Origin of the sequence: Luteibacter flocculans (assembly GCF_023612255.1) — a bacterium.
Lineage (GTDB): Bacteria > Pseudomonadota > Gammaproteobacteria > Xanthomonadales > Rhodanobacteraceae > Luteibacter > Luteibacter flocculans.
Window position 1 is genome coordinate 121,625 of record NZ_CP063231.1, and the last position, 17,228, is coordinate 138,852.

The 17,228-nt window shown below is 63.4% G+C and carries 8 protein-coding genes and 1 riboswitch; of the genes, 5 read left to right on the forward strand and 3 right to left on the reverse strand.

Annotated features, from left to right (window positions below; all coding sequences use genetic code 11):
• Positions 1-232 precede the first annotated feature (232 nt).
• Positions 233-3,256 carry a TonB-dependent receptor gene (locus tag IM816_RS00545; protein ID WP_250339356.1) on the reverse strand — a complete coding sequence of 1,008 codons (3,024 nt, stop codon included), beginning with the start codon at positions 3,254-3,256 and terminating at the stop codon, positions 233-235.
• A gap of 249 nt (positions 3,257-3,505) precedes the next feature.
• Positions 3,506-3,743, forward strand: a riboswitch (cobalamin riboswitch).
• 136 nt (positions 3,744-3,879) lie between these two features.
• Between IM816_RS00545 and IM816_RS00550 the strand changes: the two genes are divergently transcribed.
• Both IM816_RS00550 and IM816_RS00555 read left to right on the forward strand, forming a co-directional pair.
• Positions 3,880-5,760, forward strand: coding sequence for a TonB-dependent receptor domain-containing protein (locus IM816_RS00550; protein ID WP_250339357.1), 1,881 nt, complete (start codon positions 3,880-3,882; stop codon positions 5,758-5,760).
• A 116-nt stretch (positions 5,761-5,876) separates the two neighbouring features.
• Positions 5,877-9,065, forward strand: coding sequence for an efflux RND transporter permease subunit (locus IM816_RS00555; RefSeq protein ID WP_250339358.1), 3,189 nt, complete (start codon positions 5,877-5,879; stop codon positions 9,063-9,065).
• A 7-nt stretch (positions 9,066-9,072) separates the two neighbouring features.
• On the opposite strand, the gene IM816_RS00560 is transcribed toward IM816_RS00555, so the two are convergent.
• Positions 9,073-10,002 (reverse strand): LysR family transcriptional regulator, encoded by a 930-nt coding sequence (locus tag IM816_RS00560; protein ID WP_250339359.1) that lies wholly within the window; start codon positions 10,000-10,002, stop codon positions 9,073-9,075.
• Positions 10,003-10,112: 110 nt separating this feature from the next.
• Here IM816_RS00560 and IM816_RS00565 point away from each other — a divergent pair, with 110 nt between their 5' ends.
• Complete coding sequence (locus IM816_RS00565; RefSeq protein WP_250340662.1) at positions 10,113-10,889, forward strand: SDR family NAD(P)-dependent oxidoreductase; 777 nt, start codon at positions 10,113-10,115, stop codon at positions 10,887-10,889.
• A 20-nt stretch (positions 10,890-10,909) separates the two neighbouring features.
• On the opposite strand, the gene IM816_RS00570 is transcribed toward IM816_RS00565, so the two are convergent.
• Complete coding sequence (locus IM816_RS00570; protein ID WP_250339360.1) at positions 10,910-11,686, reverse strand: DODA-type extradiol aromatic ring-opening family dioxygenase; 777 nt, start codon at positions 11,684-11,686, stop codon at positions 10,910-10,912.
• Positions 11,687-11,930: 244 nt separating this feature from the next.
• Between IM816_RS00570 and IM816_RS00575 the strand changes: the two genes are divergently transcribed.
• Positions 11,931-16,520: an RHS repeat domain-containing protein gene (locus IM816_RS00575; RefSeq protein ID WP_250339361.1), complete on the forward strand. Its 4,590-nt coding sequence runs from the start codon at positions 11,931-11,933 to the stop codon at positions 16,518-16,520.
• Positions 16,517-17,080 carry a hypothetical protein gene (locus tag IM816_RS00580; protein WP_250339362.1) on the forward strand — a complete coding sequence of 188 codons (564 nt, stop codon included), beginning with the start codon at positions 16,517-16,519 and terminating at the stop codon, positions 17,078-17,080. The genes IM816_RS00575 and IM816_RS00580 overlap by 4 nt, the downstream gene beginning before the upstream one ends.
• Positions 17,081-17,228 lie beyond the last annotated feature (148 nt).

Genomic DNA, 17,228 nt, shown 5'->3' on the forward strand with positions numbered 1-17,228 from the left:
GAGCCAGCCTGCTGGCGATAGCAACTTGCCTCGCCGCCACACCGCTTCGTTGGCTTTTCGCCGCCAGGGTGGCTCCCACAAAAAAAGGCCGGCGCTCCGCGCCGGCCTTGATAGGGAGATCGCCGGTGGGAGCCAGCCTGCTGGCGATGGCAACTTGCCTCGCTGCCACACCGCTTCGTTGGCTTATCGCCACCAGGGTGGCTCCCACCTGTGCTGTTTTGTGTCCTTCGTCTTAGAGCGAGAAGTCGTAACGCACGCCAAGCCGCAGGTAGCGCGGGTTCTGGAACGCGATCGGACGGCGGTAGTCGTCGCTGACCACCGGCACACCGTTCTGCACCGTACCGGTCTCGCCCACGTCGATCTGACCGACGGGACGCTGGCTGCCGACGACGTTGAACACCGTGGCAGAGAACGCCAGTGGCTGGTTCTGGCCTGCCCACATCGGGCGGTACTCGGCGTTGAGATCGAGGTTCCATGTGTACGGCAAGCGGCCCTTCGACCCGCGCGGCGACGGCTGGAAACCGCACTCGAAGTACGAGGCGCCGTATTGGATCGCATCGACCGGATCTAGGCCGATGCAGTTCTTCGGACGCCCCGTCGCAACGGCCAGGTTGCCGCCGAACAACCATTCCTGCGTGGCCTGCCAGTAACCGTACGCCTTCAACTGGTGCGTGCGGTCGTTCGGCAGCGGACCGTTCGCGTACTGCATGATTTCCGGCGCGTCCCAGTCCTGCGTCACCGACGGATCGAGCTGGCCGATGTCCGACTTCAACTGGCCTTCCGAGTTGCCGTAGCTGCGCGAGAAGGTGTAGTCGATGCGGCCGTACCAATCGTCCGCGAAGTGATGTTCCAGATAGAGATCGAGCGAGTAATAGCTGCGCTTCAGATCCGGGAACGGCACATTGCCCGGCGGCGGGGAAGTGAAGTCGTCCTTGGTCAGCTTGAACGGCACGTACTGGCCGCCGCCCACGTCCACGAGGAAGGTGTTCGACTTGCCCGGATTGAACAGATAGCAGCCGGGCAGCGACGCGTTGCTGATGTCGATGCCGTTGCGCGCGGCATACGACTCGAACGGGCGCGAATCGCAGAAGTCGTCGATCGAGCTCTTCAGCTTGCGGTACGTAGCCTTCGCACCGAAGCTCCAGTTCTCGTTGATGGCCTTGTCGAAGCCGAGGATGTATTCGTCCTGGTAATACGCGTCGATGCCCTTCGCGGCCACGGTCTTCGGATCGGGCGTCGTGCCGTCCTCGCCGTTGAGGTACGCGCGGCTGCCGAGCTGGGTCAGGCCGGTCGGCTCGCCGTTGGCAGCCACGCCGCTATAGGTGTAGTACTCGCTGTAGTACGTGGATGCCGACGCGCCGCGGATCGCGACGTTGGACGGAATGGCGAGGTGATAGCGGCCGGCGTTCGCGTAGATCTTGAACGTGGAGTCGCCGAACACGTCCCAGGTCGCACCGAGGCGTGGCGCAAGCTGATGACGCTGCTTCACATAGGTCTCGCCGTCGCCATTCAAGTTCTTGAACTGCTCGTTGCGCAGGCCGAGGTACACCATCCAGCGATCGGTGACCTGCCAGTGGTCTTCGATGTACTGCGCTTCCTGTTCGGTCTTCACGCTTGCGCCGGTTTCGAAGAGACGCTTTTCCGCGACGTACGTGGTACCGGGCGGCGGCACGATGTCGGGACGGCCCGTGACTGTGCCCGCATTGCGATAGACCCAGCGGTAGCCGCCTTCGTAGATGTTGCCGGAGGTCGATTCGAGCGTCTGGTTGTCCACACCGACGCGCAGATCGTGATCGCCCGCGCGGTATTCCACGTCGAGACGCCAGCCGTGCGTCTTGTCCTTGGCACCGGCATTCAGCACCGTGCCGTTGACGAGGCCGCAGCCGGTAATCGGATTGGCGATGCCGCGACGGTTGTCCGTGATCCACGGGCAGTTCGACGAACCGGCGTAGCCAAGATCGCGCTCGTGCTTCGTGGTGGTGTGACCGTACAGCGCGTTGATGGTCAGGTCGTCGGTGATGTAGCCCGTGTACTTGCCGATGTAGACGTCACCGCCCGGTGCCGAGCCCGCGCCCGCATCGAAGTTCTTGAGATTGTCGGTGCCGAGATACGCACCGCGGCTGCGCGTGTCGTAGTCGTACGCGTAGACGCTGCGTTCGGTGTTGGTCTTGTCGCCGATGCCGGTGACTTCGAGCAGATGGTTGTCGGTGATGTTCCAGTCGATCTTGCCCATCCACTTCGTGGCCTTCTGCGTCTGGTTCGTACGCTGCGGGGCCAGAATGCTGCTGGTGGACTTGGTATCGGTGCGGGTGAAGTCGCCCGCAGCGAACAGGAACAGCTTGTCCTTGATCAGCGGACCGCTGATGTAGGCGGTGTACTGGGTGTCGCTGCGCTCGTTGTCGCCGCGGTTCTGGTACAGCTGGCCGTTGGTGCGATAGATATTGCGTGGCGACTGGCGTGCGCCGTTCGGCTGGATGTACATGCCGACGCCGCCCTTCCAGGTGTTGCCGCCGCGCTTGGTCACGATGTTGATCACGCCGCCAGTCGAGCGACCGTATTCCGCACCGTAACCACCGGTGAAGATCTGTTGCTGGTCGATCGCGTCGTAGGGCAGGCTGGTGAAGCCCAGGCCGGTGAGCGCGTTGGTCACCGCATAGCCGTTGATGTAGTACTGGTTCTCGGACGCCGACGAACCGCCGAACGAGGCGACGTTACCGTAGCGGCTGTCGCCGGAAATGACGCCCGGCGCGAGCAGCGCGGCCGCTGTCACGTCGCGTGCGAGAGGCAGCTTCTGCAACTGTTCCGAGGTAAGTACGGTGCGCGAGTCGACCTGGGACACGTCGATCGCGGGGAGGACGTTGCCGGTGACCTGCACGCCTTCCAGGTTCTGCGCGGAAGTTGCAGAAGCAGTCGCTGCGCCGCCGAAGGACACGTCCACGCCGCCGCCGAGGTTCACCTGCACGTTGTCGCGGCTTTCCGCGACCTGACCGCCGCGCTGGACCGATACCTTGTAGCGGCCGACCGGCAGCGAGCTGGCGCGGTAGCGCCCATCGGCATCCACGCCGACGTCGCGGGTCAGACCCGTATCCAGGTTTTCGAGATGGACGACGGCGCCGTCCGGCTGCGCGACGCGGCCGAACACGACACCGGAAGCATTGGACTGGGCGAGCACGGCGCCACTGGCGAAGCAGAAGGCGAGGGCGGTGCACAAGGCGGTGCGCCGAATGGCGCCATTGCGAACGTTGGAGGCCTGCATGTGTTTGTCTCCCCGAGGAAAAGCAAGAAAGCCGGCTGCGAAGGTGCGAGCCGAGCTCCGGCGGTATTGCTGTCTCATCGCCCCGCTCCACCGGTCCCCCCGGACGCGGCTTCGTAGGCCATGCCTCCCGTTGCGCCATACCGCGCGCCCGACAGCAATTCCTTTCGCTTGTAATCGAATTATTTTGCGATGGTCAACCCTGTGTTAAGCAAAAATTAAATTTGTCGTGACAAACAAGCACTTGCCGGCTACCATCCGCCCCGTTCGGGTGTCCGCGCCGACGGTGGTTGGCGTGGATTAAACGGGAAGCCGGTGCGTTCTTTCGTAGGACAAGGCCGGCACTGCCCCCGCAACGGTATGCGTCCAGGCGGGCATTGCCCGTTCGCGGACTCGGTAAGACGCCACTGCGCGAGCGGGAAGGCACCGGGTCCGGCCATCGTCGATGGCTGACGCGAGTCCGGAGACCGGCCCGATGTCGACCCGCCACCCCGGCGGGCGTCCCTGTTTCGATCGATTCGCGGAGGGCGGATCCGGACAGCCGCCGGGTTCCCTCCCGTTTGCCGTTCGTCGCACGTCCTCCGATTGCCTGCATGAGCCGCTTTGCGGCGAAAGGAAGACGTTCCATGAAGAAGACCCTGCTCGCGGCGGCGCTTTTGTCCACGATGACGATGGCCCATGCCGCCGACGCGCCCGACCGGCTCGATCCGGTGGTGGTGACCGCCAACCGTGCACCCACGCCGCTGGACGAGGTGCTGGCACCGGTCACCCTCATCACCCGCGAGGACATCGAGCGGCTGCAGCCGGTGAGCGTGCAGGATCTTCTCGTTGGCCTGCCCGGCGTGGCGATCGCGAACACCGGCGGCATCGGCCAGCAGACCTCGTTGTTCATGCGCGGCACCAATTCGTCGCACACGCTGGTGCTGGTGGACGGCGTGCGCGTCGGCACGGTGGGTGCCGGTCTGCCAGCCTATGAGCAGCTTCCCGTGGAGCAGATCGACCACATCGAGATCGTGCGCGGTCCGCGTTCGACACTGTATGGATCTGACGCCATTGGCGGCGTTATCCAGATCTTCACCCGCCACGGCCAGACCGGTGAGGCGCCGACCCCGACGCTGTCCGTCACGGGCGGTAGCCACGGCTATACCGCGGGGCAGGCCGGCATTTCCGGTGGCGGCCAGCACGGCTGGTACAACGCCAGCCTTGGCGGGCAATACACGGCCGGGATCAACGCTTGCCGCGTCGGCGCCGCGGAGGCCATGGCGGGCTGCTTCACCGACGAGCCGGATCACGATGCCTCGCGCATGTATAACGGCGCCTTGTCGGGCGGCTATCGCTGGGACGATGGCACCGAGCTCACCGGTAGCTGGCTGCGCAGCAAGGGCGACATCGAGTACGACGGCGACTTCCAGAACTTCACGCGCCGCTCCCAGCAGGTGGCCGGTGGGAAGCTGGCTTTCGACGTGATGCCGGCGTGGCGCATGTCGCTCGCGCTCGGCCAGAACCAGGACCGCGCCGACAATTACCTCAATGGCGCCGACAAGACGCTCGACTTCGTGAACTACGGCGTGGACAAGGCGCGGGTGGGCTATCTCTACTCCAAGCGCAATCAGGCGTCCTGGCAGAACGACGTGACCCTCGCCGCAGGCCAGACCCTGACGGCCGGTGTCGACTACCAGCAGGAAACGTTGAAGAGCGATACCGACTACCTGGCCGACTCGCGCAACAACACAGGCATCTTCGCCCTGTACCAGGGTCTGTTTGGCGCCCACGAACTCCAGCTTTCGGTCCGTCACGACCACAACACCCAGTTCGGCAACCACACCACCGGTTCGGCGGCCTATGGTTTCCGCTTCGACAACGGCATGAAGCTCACGGCGTCCTATGGCACCGCCTTCCACGCGCCAACCTTTAATGACGAGTTCTATCCGTACGGCGCGCCCGTCAATCTGAATCCGGAAACCTCGCGTACTGCCGAGATCGGGCTGTCTGCGCGTCCCGGGATCTGGAACTGGGCGGTGAACGCCTACCAGGCCACCGTGAACGACCTCATCGGCTTCGATGCCAACTTCCTGCCGATCAACGTGAGCAAGGCACGCATCCGTGGCATCGAGGGGCAGGTGGGTGCGGACGTCGATGGCTGGCATGTGCGCGGCTACGTCACGCTCCAACAGCCGAAGAACCGCGACGGCGGAAGCCAGGACGGCAACCTGCTCGCGCGTCGCCCGGAACGCACCGCCCGCGTGGACCTGGACAAGGACCTGGGCGCATTCACGCTGGGCGGCTCGCTCAACGCGGCCGGCCACAGCTTCGACGACGCCGCCAACACGCGCCGGCTGGGCGGTTACGCCACCGCCGACCTCCGCGCGACATGGCACGTCGATGCCGACTGGAGCGTGCAGGGCCGCGTCGCCAACCTCGCCGACAAGCGCTACGAGACGGCGGCCTATTACAACCAGCTGGGTCGCACCTACTATCTGACCCTGCGCTACGCGCCCGCACACTGAAACCGGGAACCCCTGTCTTCCGGCAGGGGCCCCACTAAAGGCACACGCGACGAAACGCGCGGGACGTCATAAAGTCCGCGGGCGCGGGGTACCTTCCCGCGAACACAGGACGTGCCGTGAACTTTTTTGCTCCCTTCATCCGCCGGCCCATCGGTACCTCGCTGCTTGCCGCGGGGCTGACCCTGGCCGGTGCCATCGCCTATATGTTGCTGGGCGTTGCCGCGTTGCCTTCGATCGAGGTGCCGGCGGTGTTTGTCCAGACGCAGATGCCTGGCGCCAGCGCGCAGACGATGGCGTCCACCGTGATCGCGCCCCTTGAGCGACACCTGGGGCAGATCCCGGGCGTGGACCAGATGTACTCGAACAGTACGGAAGGCGCAGGGTTCGTACGTATCCGCTTCGATATGAACCGCTCGACGGACGCTGCCGCGCGCGACGTGCAGGCCGCCATCAACGCCGCCGCCGCGGATTTGCCGGCCGGCATGCCGTCGCCGCCGCAGTACTTCAAGTTCGATACGGGCCAGATCCCCGTCCTGCTCGTCGCGCTTACCTCGAAAACGATGCCACCCGACAAGCTCTACGACGTGGTCGACACGCTGATCCGGCCGGCGGTCGCGCAGATCGACGGCGTATCGCGCGTGCAGATCTTCGGCGGTACGCCGCACGCGGTCCGTATCGAGTTGGATACCAACGCCCTTTCGTCGAAGGGGCTCACCGCAAACGACGTGTCGAATGCACTGCAGGCCGCCAATGTGAACTCGCCGCAGGGTGTGCTCTCCGACGGCGACTCACAGATGACGGTGATCGCCAACGACGGCCTGCGCAGCCCCGAGGACTTCGGCAAGATCCTCATCGCCGTACGCAACAACGTCCCGGTGCGGCTCTCCGACATCGCCAAGGTGTACAGCGGCCAGCAGGACCAATACCAGAAGGCGTGGTTCCAGGGCGAGCGCTCGGTCACCATGCAGATCAGCAAGCGGCCGGAAGCCAACTCGATTGCCACGGCGGAAGCCATCCGCCAGGCGTTGCCGCGGTTCCGCTCGCTGCTGCCCGCCGATGCGGAAGTCACGCCCATCTTCGATCTCACCCAGACCACGCAGTCGGCACTGCACGAGGTCAAAGTGGCCTTGATGATCAGTATCGTCATGGTCGTGCTGGTGATGCTGGTGTTTCTGCGCCGGATGGGGCCGACAATGATCGCCACGCTCAGCGTGCCGTTGTCGCTCGCGGGCGCGTTCGTGGTGATGTGGTCGCTGGGGTACACGCTGAACACGCTGTCGCTCATGGCGCTGGTGCTGTGCATCGGCTTCGTCGTGGACGACGCCATCGTGGTCATCGAGAACATCGTTCGCCACATGGAAAATGGCGCGAAGCCTATGGAGGCCGCGCTGGAAGGTGTGCGCGAGATCGGCTTCACGGTGATCTCCATCACGCTGTCGCTCGTGGCCGTATTCGCGCCGTTGCTGTTCGGCAACAACATGATCACCAAGCTGCTGCGCGAGTTCTCCGTAACGCTTGCCGCGGCGGTGCTTATTTCCGCGGTGGTGTCGCTGACGCTGACTCCCGCGTTGTGCGCGCATTACCTGAAACACGACGCACCGGACCGCAAGCCCTCGCGCTGGGAGCTGGCGCTGGAACGTTTCGACCGCGGCTTTCTTCGCCTGTACCAGCGCGGGCTCGACTGGGCGATGCGGCATCGCCGCCTGATGCGCTGGCAGCCGTTGATTCTGCTCGTGGCGACCGTGGTGCTCGCCATCGCCGTGGTGAAGACGGCCGGCGGCAACTTCATGCCCGACGAAGACACGGGCATGCTGCAGTTGCAGGTCAGCGCGGATGCGAACATCTCTCCCGATGAGATGACCCGGCGCCTGCTCCAGGTGGCCGAGGTCCTGCAGAAGGACAGCACGGTTGCCGATGTGTCCACCATTCTCGGCGGTGACAACGGCGGCGCCGTGGGCAATCAGGGCCTGATGTTCGTGGACCTGAAACCCAAGGGCAGCGGTCCCGGCGAACGCCGGGAATCGCTGAAGGAGATCATGGATCGGCTCGGCAAGGAGTACGAGAAGATCTCCAACGTGCAGGTCTTCATGAACCCCGTGCAGTTCCTCGGCGGCGGAGGCGGCAACAGCAACCGCGGGCAGTACTCGTTCCAGTTGATCAGCACCAGTGGCGAAGATCTCCAACCATGGACGCTGAAACTCGTACGTCAGATGCGCAAGATGAAGGAGTTCCGTGACGTCGGCAGCGACTTCGACATCGTTGGCAAGCAACAGATGGTGAAGGTAGACCGCGACGCCGCGGGTCGTCTCCAAATCGGCATGGGCATGATCGATTCCGCGTTGTTCAACGCCTTCGGCCAACGCCAGGTGTCGATCATCTATTCCGATATCAACCAGTACTGGGTGGTGCTGACCGCTGCCGCGGCGCAGACCCTCAGCCCTGATGCCTTGCTCAACACCTACGTAAAGAACGAGGTGGGCAAGATGATTCCGCTGTCCGCGGTGGCGAAGATCGCACCCGTGGCGGTACCCAGCGCAGTCACGCACCAGAACCAGTTGGAGTCGGCAGACATCACGTACAACCTCGCGCCGAAGATCACGGCGGACAAGGGCAATACGCTGGTAGAGCAGGCGGTGCGCGCCATCAACCTGCCCGAAGGTATCCGGATGGATTTCACAGGCGCCAACCAGCGCCTGCGCGATGCGCAATCCAACGGCATGGTGCTGCTGATCGGTGCGATTCTCGCGGTGTACATCGTGCTCGGCATTCTCTACGAGAGCCTCGGTCACCCGCTGACGATCATCTCCACGCTGCCGGCGGCGGGCGCGGGCGCGTTCCTGGCGATGCTCATCACGCAGACGCAGCTCACGCTAATGGCGATCATCGCTGTGTTGCTGTTGATCGGCATCGTGAAGAAGAACGCGATCCTCATGGTCGATTTCGCCCTGGTGGCGCAGCGGGAGCAGGGCATGTCGCCGGTGGAGGCGATTCGCCAGGCCGCGCTGGTGCGCTTCCGCCCGATCACGATGACGACGCTCGTGGCGATGGGTGCGGCGTTGCCGCTCGCCATCGGCTTCGGCGTCGGTTCGGAAATGCGTCGCCCGCTCGGTATCGCCATCGTCGGCGGGTTGCTGGTGTCGCAGTTGCTCACGCTGCTGAGCACGCCGGCCATCTATCTGTGGAATCACGACCGCAAGGAACGCAAATACCGCCGCAAGCTCAAGCGCCGGTACAAGCGCTGGTTGAAGATTCGCAAGGCGCGCGAGAAAGCGCGGGCTGGATCGCTCACGCCCCGCCACGCGTGATGTTTCGCTAGGCGGCTTTCGTCGGTATCTCGATGCCGGCCGCCTGCGCCGGCAAGGCCTCCGAGATCCAATCCAGGAACGCGCGCAGTCGCGCGTTGTTCCGCCGCTCCGGTGGGTAGACCAGAAACACCGGAAGCGGCGGCGGCTGCATATCGGGCAGCAGCGAGACAAGTTGGCCGCTTTTCACGTAAGGGTCGGTGCTGAAGGCCAGCGTCTGCGCCAGGCCCAGGCCAGCCAGTACGGAAGCGGTGTGAGCGTTGCTCTCGTTCACCTGGACGGCGGCTGGCGCGTCGATCGACACGTCCTGGTCATCGACACGAAAGCGCAGCGGCAACGCACGACCGGTTCGTGCAGAGAAGTAACCGATCACGTCGTGCCCGTCGCGCAGGATATCGTCCGGCGTTGTGGGCGCGCCGCGTTGCGCGAGATACGCGGGCGATGCGGTAAACGCCCAGCGCAGCGAGGCGATCTGCCGCGTGACCAGGCTGGGGTCGTCGCCCGTGCTGCGGATGGCGCAGTCGATGCCCTCGCTTACGAGGTCCACGGTGCGATCGGTAACGCCCAACTGCACCCGGATCCCGGGATAGCGCGCGCGGAACTCGGGCAGCACCGGCAGGATGAGCCCTGCGGCGACGGAACCGCCGGTATCCACGCGCAGATTGCCGGTGGGCAAACCCCGCCCGGCGTTCAGCGCGGTCTCGAAATCATCCAGGTCGGCCAGCCAGCGTCGCGTGTGCTCGTAGTACGCAGCGCCTTCGGCCGTCACCGTCACGCGCCGGGTGGTGCGGTCCAGCAGGCGCACGCCCAGATCACGTTCGAGGCCCTGGATCAACTTGGTGACCGTCGACTTGGGCATTTGCAGCGCGTCAGCGGCCCTTCCGAAGCCGCCGGTTTCCACCAGGCGGTCGAAAACCCGGATGGCGAGGAGGCGATCCATGATTGTTTCTTCCTATGAATGAAGAAATCGAAAGCAGATTATTTATCCACCAGTCGCGAATAACTAGAGTGGCGTCCATCGGCCGCGCCGCGGCCTCCCCGGAGATTCCCATGACTTCCCTCGACACCAGCAAGATCCATGCGACCCGCCACGCCGGCAAGATCGCCCTTGTGACCGGCGGCAGTTCGGGCCTTGGCCTCGCCACCGCCGAACGCCTGATGCGCGAAGGCGCTACCGTGTACATCACCGGCCGCCGCCAGGCCGAGCTGGACGCTGTGGCCGCGCGCCTGGGTGTGACCGCGATCCAGGGCGACATTGCCAACATGCAGGATCTCGATCGCATCTTCGCCACCATCCGCGAAAAGAGTGGTCGCCTGGACATCCTCTTCGCCAATGCGGGCGGCGGCGAGTTCGCGCCGCTCGGCCAGATCACCGAAGCGCAGTTCGACAAGTACTTCGACATCAACGTCAAAGGCACGCTGTTCACGGTGCAGAAGGCGATCGAATTGATGGGCCCGGGTTCGGCGATCGTGCTGAACGGCTCCATGGTGTCGATCAAGGGTGCGCCCGCCTTTGGCGTCTATGCGGCGACGAAAGCCGCGGTGCGCTCCTTCGCTCGCACCTGGTCCAACGACCTCAAGGGACGCAACATCCGCGTCAACGTGGTCGCGCCGGGCACGGTGGTCACCCCAGGTTACAAGAGCGAGCTGGGCATGAGCGACCAGCAGATCGCCGAGTACTCGGACTATGTGGCGAGCGTGACGCCGCTGGGCCGCACCGGCGAGCCGGACGAAGTCGCGAAGGCGGTGTCGTTCCTGGCCTCCGACGACGCCAGCTACATCACCGGCGTAGAGCTCTTCGTGGACGGCGGTCAGGCGCAGATCTGATGGCGCACTCGGGGCGTCGCTTACGCGACGCCCCAGGCGAAGCAGTCCATCGACAGCACGCCGTAGGTAATACCGCCGTCGATCGCCATGGGCACGTCGCCCATCCCGGCGCCGGCGGCTACCAGCAACGGCAGGAAGTGTTCCTCGGTCGGATGGGCGCGCAAGGCGCTCGGGGCGTTGGTTCGATAATCCAGCAGCGCATCCACATCGCCCGCCATTACGGCCTTGCGTACCCAGCCAGCGAATTCACGGGCATAAGCTGCTACGTCACCATCGCGCCGCACCTCGTGCAGGTTGTGCGTGAGGCTACCCGAGCCCATAACGACGATGCCGCGCTCGCGCAACCCAGCCAGCACACGCCCCAGGCGCAACGCACCGCGCGTGTCGAGGTTGTGCGGCATGGACACCTGGATGACCGGCGTATCGGCATCCGGCCGCAGGTAACGTAGCGGCACCCACGCGCCATGGTCGAGACCGCGCTCGGTATCCACCATCGCGACGAAACCGCCATCGATCAGCAGCGCCGCCACTTCCGAGGCAAGACTCGCAGAACCGGGCGCGGGGTAGGTGAGGCTGTACAGCGGCGGGGGAAACCCACCGAAGTCATGCATCGTCGACGGCCACGCCGCGCCGGTCACACGAATGCCGCAGGTCTGCCAATGCGGCGAAACCACCACGATGGCCGTGGCACTCGCCAATCGCTCGCCAAGCTCGGTCAAGCGTGAGCCGAGCAGGCCCGGCTCAAGGGCGAAGGTGGGGGCTCCGTGAGAAACGAAGATCGCGGGGGCGCGGAACATGGCATCACCGGGTGGGGAACGTGGCACGTGCCACTACGGCGAATGTAGGCGCCTCAGGCGGTGCGTTAAATCGTCGTACGGCGAACGCATTGGCGCTGGTGGTGAACGACGGGGCATCGGGCCCGCTTTCGCCTCCCCATCGATTGCGAAACATCGTGCGTACTTTTCAGAATAATCCCGTATCTACCCGCGACATCGACCTCTACCTTGGCCCGCTCATCGACTGCCGGCCAGGAAGGACATCATGTCGCACCATCGTCTGCCACGTTCGCGGCACCGCGCGCTCACCCTCGCGGTCAGCCTAGCGTTGATTACCGGTAGCGCCTGGGGCCAAGAGCCGGAGCCGTTGCTGTTCCCTGCCTTTGTCGATGGACACCTTGTGCCCACGCCCGATGGGCCGGAACACCATGAAGGCGACCAGCTCGCAGCCGACGCACACGTCGCGGCAGAGCAGTGGTGTGCCAGGCAACCGTCGCTTTCTCGCTGTGACTACGTCACCCATGCAATGCGTGAGATTCCGGGCAAGGCCGAGCGGAACAGCGCCTATTCGGTCCTGGATATAACGCTACTTACGGAGGATTTCACGGGCTCTCGCGTCCGGACCATTAACGGCGATATCGTGATCGTCCGCAGTTGCCCGGTGGAGGCCACGCTCGTCAGCGATATCGGCGTCTATTACAGCAACCGCGATCGCTACTCCGGCGGAAATCCCGTGGCCTGCGTCTCGCCCGACGCGTTGCCCAAACCAGATAGCCTGGGCATTCCCGAAGAAAGCGGCGCCAACCAGTGCCCAATCGGTAACAGCCCGGTCGTCGGTAATCCGATCAATCCGCTCACTATGAGCAAGATCGAACAGGTGGTGGACTACCAGGGACCGGAAGCATCGGGTCTGGTGTTTGCTCGTACTTATCACAGTGGCGCCTTCCCCCTCGGGTGGACGTCCCCTATGGTTGGCGCGCGCTATCCCGCAGGCGCACGCATCGGTGCTCGCTGGCGGCATAGCTTCGATCGTGCGTTCGTGCGGCGCCCTTACTACGACACGAGTGGCCTTGCCTATGGAACGGCGTTGTACCTGCTGCGGGAGGATGGCCGTGAAACGCGTTTCGTTAAACAGGGCGATGGATTCGTGCCGACGGAAGGCGAGCGAGGCAAGCTGCGTGAACATCCCGAAGGGGGCTGGGTCTACACTTGGCCCGACCTGACCGAGGAGCGTTATGACGACCGCGGTCGCTTGCGTTCGCGTACCGATGCGAACGGCAACGTGCTGACGCTGCGCTACGACGACATCACCGTCGGCATCGGTCTGAAGGCAACGGTGCTCGTCAGTGTCACGGATCGGCAGGGGCGTGAGCTTCGCCTGAGCTACGATCGCCTGGGTCGCGTCGAAACGGTCGATACCCCCGACGGACGACTCAACTACAGCTACAGCGGCGACATACTTGAAGGCCTCGACGCCGACCTAGTGAAAGTCGGTTATCCCGATGGACACGACGTGCAGTACCGCTACGACGAACCGGGCCTGGGTGGAAAGCCGAATCACAAGCTCACGGGCATCATCGGTAAGGATGGACGGCGCTTTGCCACATTCCGGTACGACAGCCAGAACCGAGCCGTCGGCTCAGCACATGGCGACGATACGGAACGCACCGACCTGGACCCTGGCGCTGATCGTATCCGCATCATTCGCCCGGGCCAGCCTTACGCGTACCTGTTCCCAACCTACATCAACGGCACCATACGTCTCGGAAAGCGCCAAGAGGACGTACGCAATGAGACCGTGACGCGCAACTTCGATTATCTGGGTGGCGGCCTCGTCACCCTTCAGACTGACTACAGCGGTATACCCACCACTTACCAATACGACCGCAAGCGTCATTTGGAAATCGAGCGTACCGAAGCGGAAGGTACGCCCGTGCAGCGCACGATCGCCACGCGCTGGCATGCCCTCTTCGACAAGCCGACGCGCATCGACAACGGCAGCCAGTGGACCACCTTCGAGTACGACGACAAGGGCAACCTCATCGAGGAACGGCAAGGCGGCGCGGCCGATGCGGGTCAGGCCGGCAGCGAGCCATGGCCCGAGGAGCGCATTACTCGATTCGGTTACGACGCGGCCGGGCGACTCCTGACTATTGATGGTCCTCTCGCCGGTGAGGCAGACATTACACGGTATGCCTATCGCATGACCGACGATGCTGGCTGCGCCACGGGTGCCTCGTGTGCCTGGCGAGAAGGCGACCTGCATACGATCACCGATCCGCTCGGTCATGTCCAAACCGTGCTGGCCTACGATGCCGCTGGCCGGGTACTTGCCAGCACCGACACCAATGGTGTCCGTACTGAACGCACCTATGACGCGATGGGTCGCCCGCTCACGGTGACCGTGCGTGCGCGCCGCGATGGTAAGCCCTCGGCGCAGGACATCATCACCCGCACGACGTATACGGCCAACGGTGACGTGCACACGCTCACCGACCCTGACGGCGGCACGCTTACACATCGTTACAACGCGGCGCGTCGATTGATCGGACTGGTCGATACGGTGGGCAGAAAGCGCAACATCGAGCGCGACGCGCAAGGCTGGATTGCTCGCGACGCGTTTCTTCGTGTGGACGGTACCGAAGATCTGGAACGCGAATTCACATACGACAGCCGCGGTATTCCAAAGCGGATTCAATACTCTGGCTACCCGATCGACTACGAAGTCGATGCCAACGGGCGTCTTTTGCAGGCGAATGTCACAGCCAACGGCCCGCTTCTGAGACGGGATGCTCGTGGGCGAGTCGATCGCATTACCCAGGACGCGCAGCCGGAAGCGACGGTCGTGCGGCTCGAATACGACGGCACGGATCAAGTAAAGACGGTGGTGGACCCCAAGGGTCTGTCCACGGGCTATCTGCGTAATGGTCTCGGCGACCTGCTGTGGCAACGCAGCCCCGACACGGGCGACACGGCATTCGAGCATGATGTCGCCGGGCAGCCGGTGCGTGAAACACCAGCCGATGCACGAACCACCGAACGTACGTACGACGTGGCAGGCCGCTTGACCACCGTGACCTACAGCGATGGCGCAAGCGTTACGTATGCCTACGATCAACCCGACACGACATGCGTGACCGATGCAACGTATGCAGTGGGGCGTTTGAGCAAGGCAACAGATCGCGACGGCCACACCAGCTTCTGCTACGACTTTGCAGGACGGGTCGTGCAAAAGACTCAGGTGACCCGCGGGATTCGGCTCGACTTGCGCTATGCCTATACGCCGGCCGGCCGCCTCTCGTCCATGATCTACCCTGACGGGCGTATGGTCAGCTATACACGTGACGCCGCGGGACAAGTGACCGAGGTCAGCACGAAGATGCCGCTTGCCGCTGCGCAGCCCCTACTGAATGACGTGCAGTACGACGCCCTCGGGCAGACGTTGCGCTGGACAGCTGGTGCGCGAACGTTGATGCGCAGCTACGATTCGCTGGGTCTCGTCACCGGCGTGCATGATCTTCATGCGGGCGGGCTCAATCTCACTCTCGGCTACCTGAATAGCGAGATCAACTCCATCACAGTCGGCCTGGTTCCGGGTTTCATGTTCGCCGATGGCGCATCGCGCCTGACGATGGCGAGTTGGCTCGGTCTGCCGGCCGTCATGCATCAGTACAGCTACGACACCACCGGAAATCGCCTGAACTGGAATACGGGCGCGTTTCAGAAGCGTCGCTTCGATTACGCCACGGACAGCCACAGACTAGTAATGGCCGCCGAGGTACCGCGAGAATACGATGCGAAGGGCAACACCACGCGCATCGGCGAGCGTGAGTTCATCTACGACGCCAGCGGGCGCATGAGCCAGGCCAAGGTCAATGGCGTAGTAGAAATGAATTACGTCTACAACCCGTTCGGTCAGCAAATCGCCAAGTACATCGCCGGTCAGACCACTGTTTCACTGCACGACGAAGCGGGCCACTGGCTGGGCGACTACGACGGCGCAGGCCGTCCGATCCGTCAAGTAGCGTGGCTAGGCGACATGCCGATCGTGGCATTCGACGGCGATGCCATCCGCGACATCCAGCCCGATCACCTCGGCACGCCACGTGTGGTTATCGATCGTGCCACCGACAAGCCCATCTGGGCCTGGTCCATCGTCGGCGACGCGTTCGGCAGCGATGCCCCCAACGAAGACCCCGACGGCGACGGCACGCGATACGTCTTCGACATGCGTTTCTCCGGCCAACGCTTCGACGCCGTCACCGGCCTCCACCAGAACGGCTGGCGCGACTACGACCCACTCAGCGGCCGATACGTGCAAAGCGATCCGATTGGTTTGGCGGGCGGCATATCGACGTATGCGTATGTGGGGAGCAATCCGTATTTGCGGGTTGATCCGCGAGGGCTGGATGACTCGCAGTGTATGTTCAATCCATCAGCATGCGGATGGAAAAAGGCGCCCCAGGAATCCAACATAAGCATCGGCGCTGGTGCCTGGGGGAATCTCTTTGCAGGTTACGGAAGTGCTGAAGTCGGTCTCGCAGTGGATAGCACCGGAAATGTTTGTGTTTACTACCAAGTATGCCGTGGTGGAATTGTTGGGTTGCCGGTGCAGGGCGAAGCAGGTATCGCTCTCGGTGCGGGAACGGGTCGAATAGGAGTTGGGACGCAGACGTCTTATGGCACGACGATCATAGGGGGAGCCGGGGTGGCAGGCGGTGGCACGCTTCTTCGCAGTGCAGACGGCTTCTCAGGGTCAAGGAGCATCCTTGCTGTTGGTGGAAGCCCCGAAGGATGCGTGGCGGGCGCGGCGGCGGTTCAATGCACCACCGAGTATTTCAGGTGTCGAAAATGAAGGTGCCGCTCAGTGTGGCTATGTCGTTGATCCTGCCGCTGATCTTGTTGATATTTGTGAGCGCATTCATTCTCTGTCTTGGCGCGGAGTGGACCGAGGGTGTTCTAGCGGCATGTTTCACCCTGCTGGCCTCGATATTCGTTCCCTGCAGCCTCCTGGCAATGACCGGACGAATTCTTGACGATCGAAGGGAATCGTTGGAACAGGTATCGCTCTGCTCAAATGGTTCATTTCCGGAGCCCCTACTACGAGGCATATACAATGGCTGTGCCGGATTGCTCTGCGCCTCCACGGGTGTGCTAATAGTCGCCGCAGTGTTTTATTGGTCAGGTCGCGCGGAGATCTCATTCTTCTCGGTGCGCGGTATCGTGAACGACCCACTTCCCGTGTTGCTTGCCGCATGTATTGCAGGGTTCGCTTTTTCGGTCGTGTTATCTCGGCTCTGGTCGCCAAAAGTAGGACAGCTTGAAAGACTGCCACTCATATGCGCGGCCATTTTCTTGCTGACCGGCATCTTGAGCGCGGTCTTGTCTCTGATGTCCTCGTCAGGAGATCAATGAATGGAGTTCTTTCTCTCTACCCGCATAGCGCTGGCTAACTAGCAATGCGATTGCTCTCGATACTTGACGTTGCCTTGGAGGGTGACGGCTGGAAATTCCATATGCAGTCGCGGGAATTGCTAGTGAGTTCTGCGAGGCGCAACAAAAT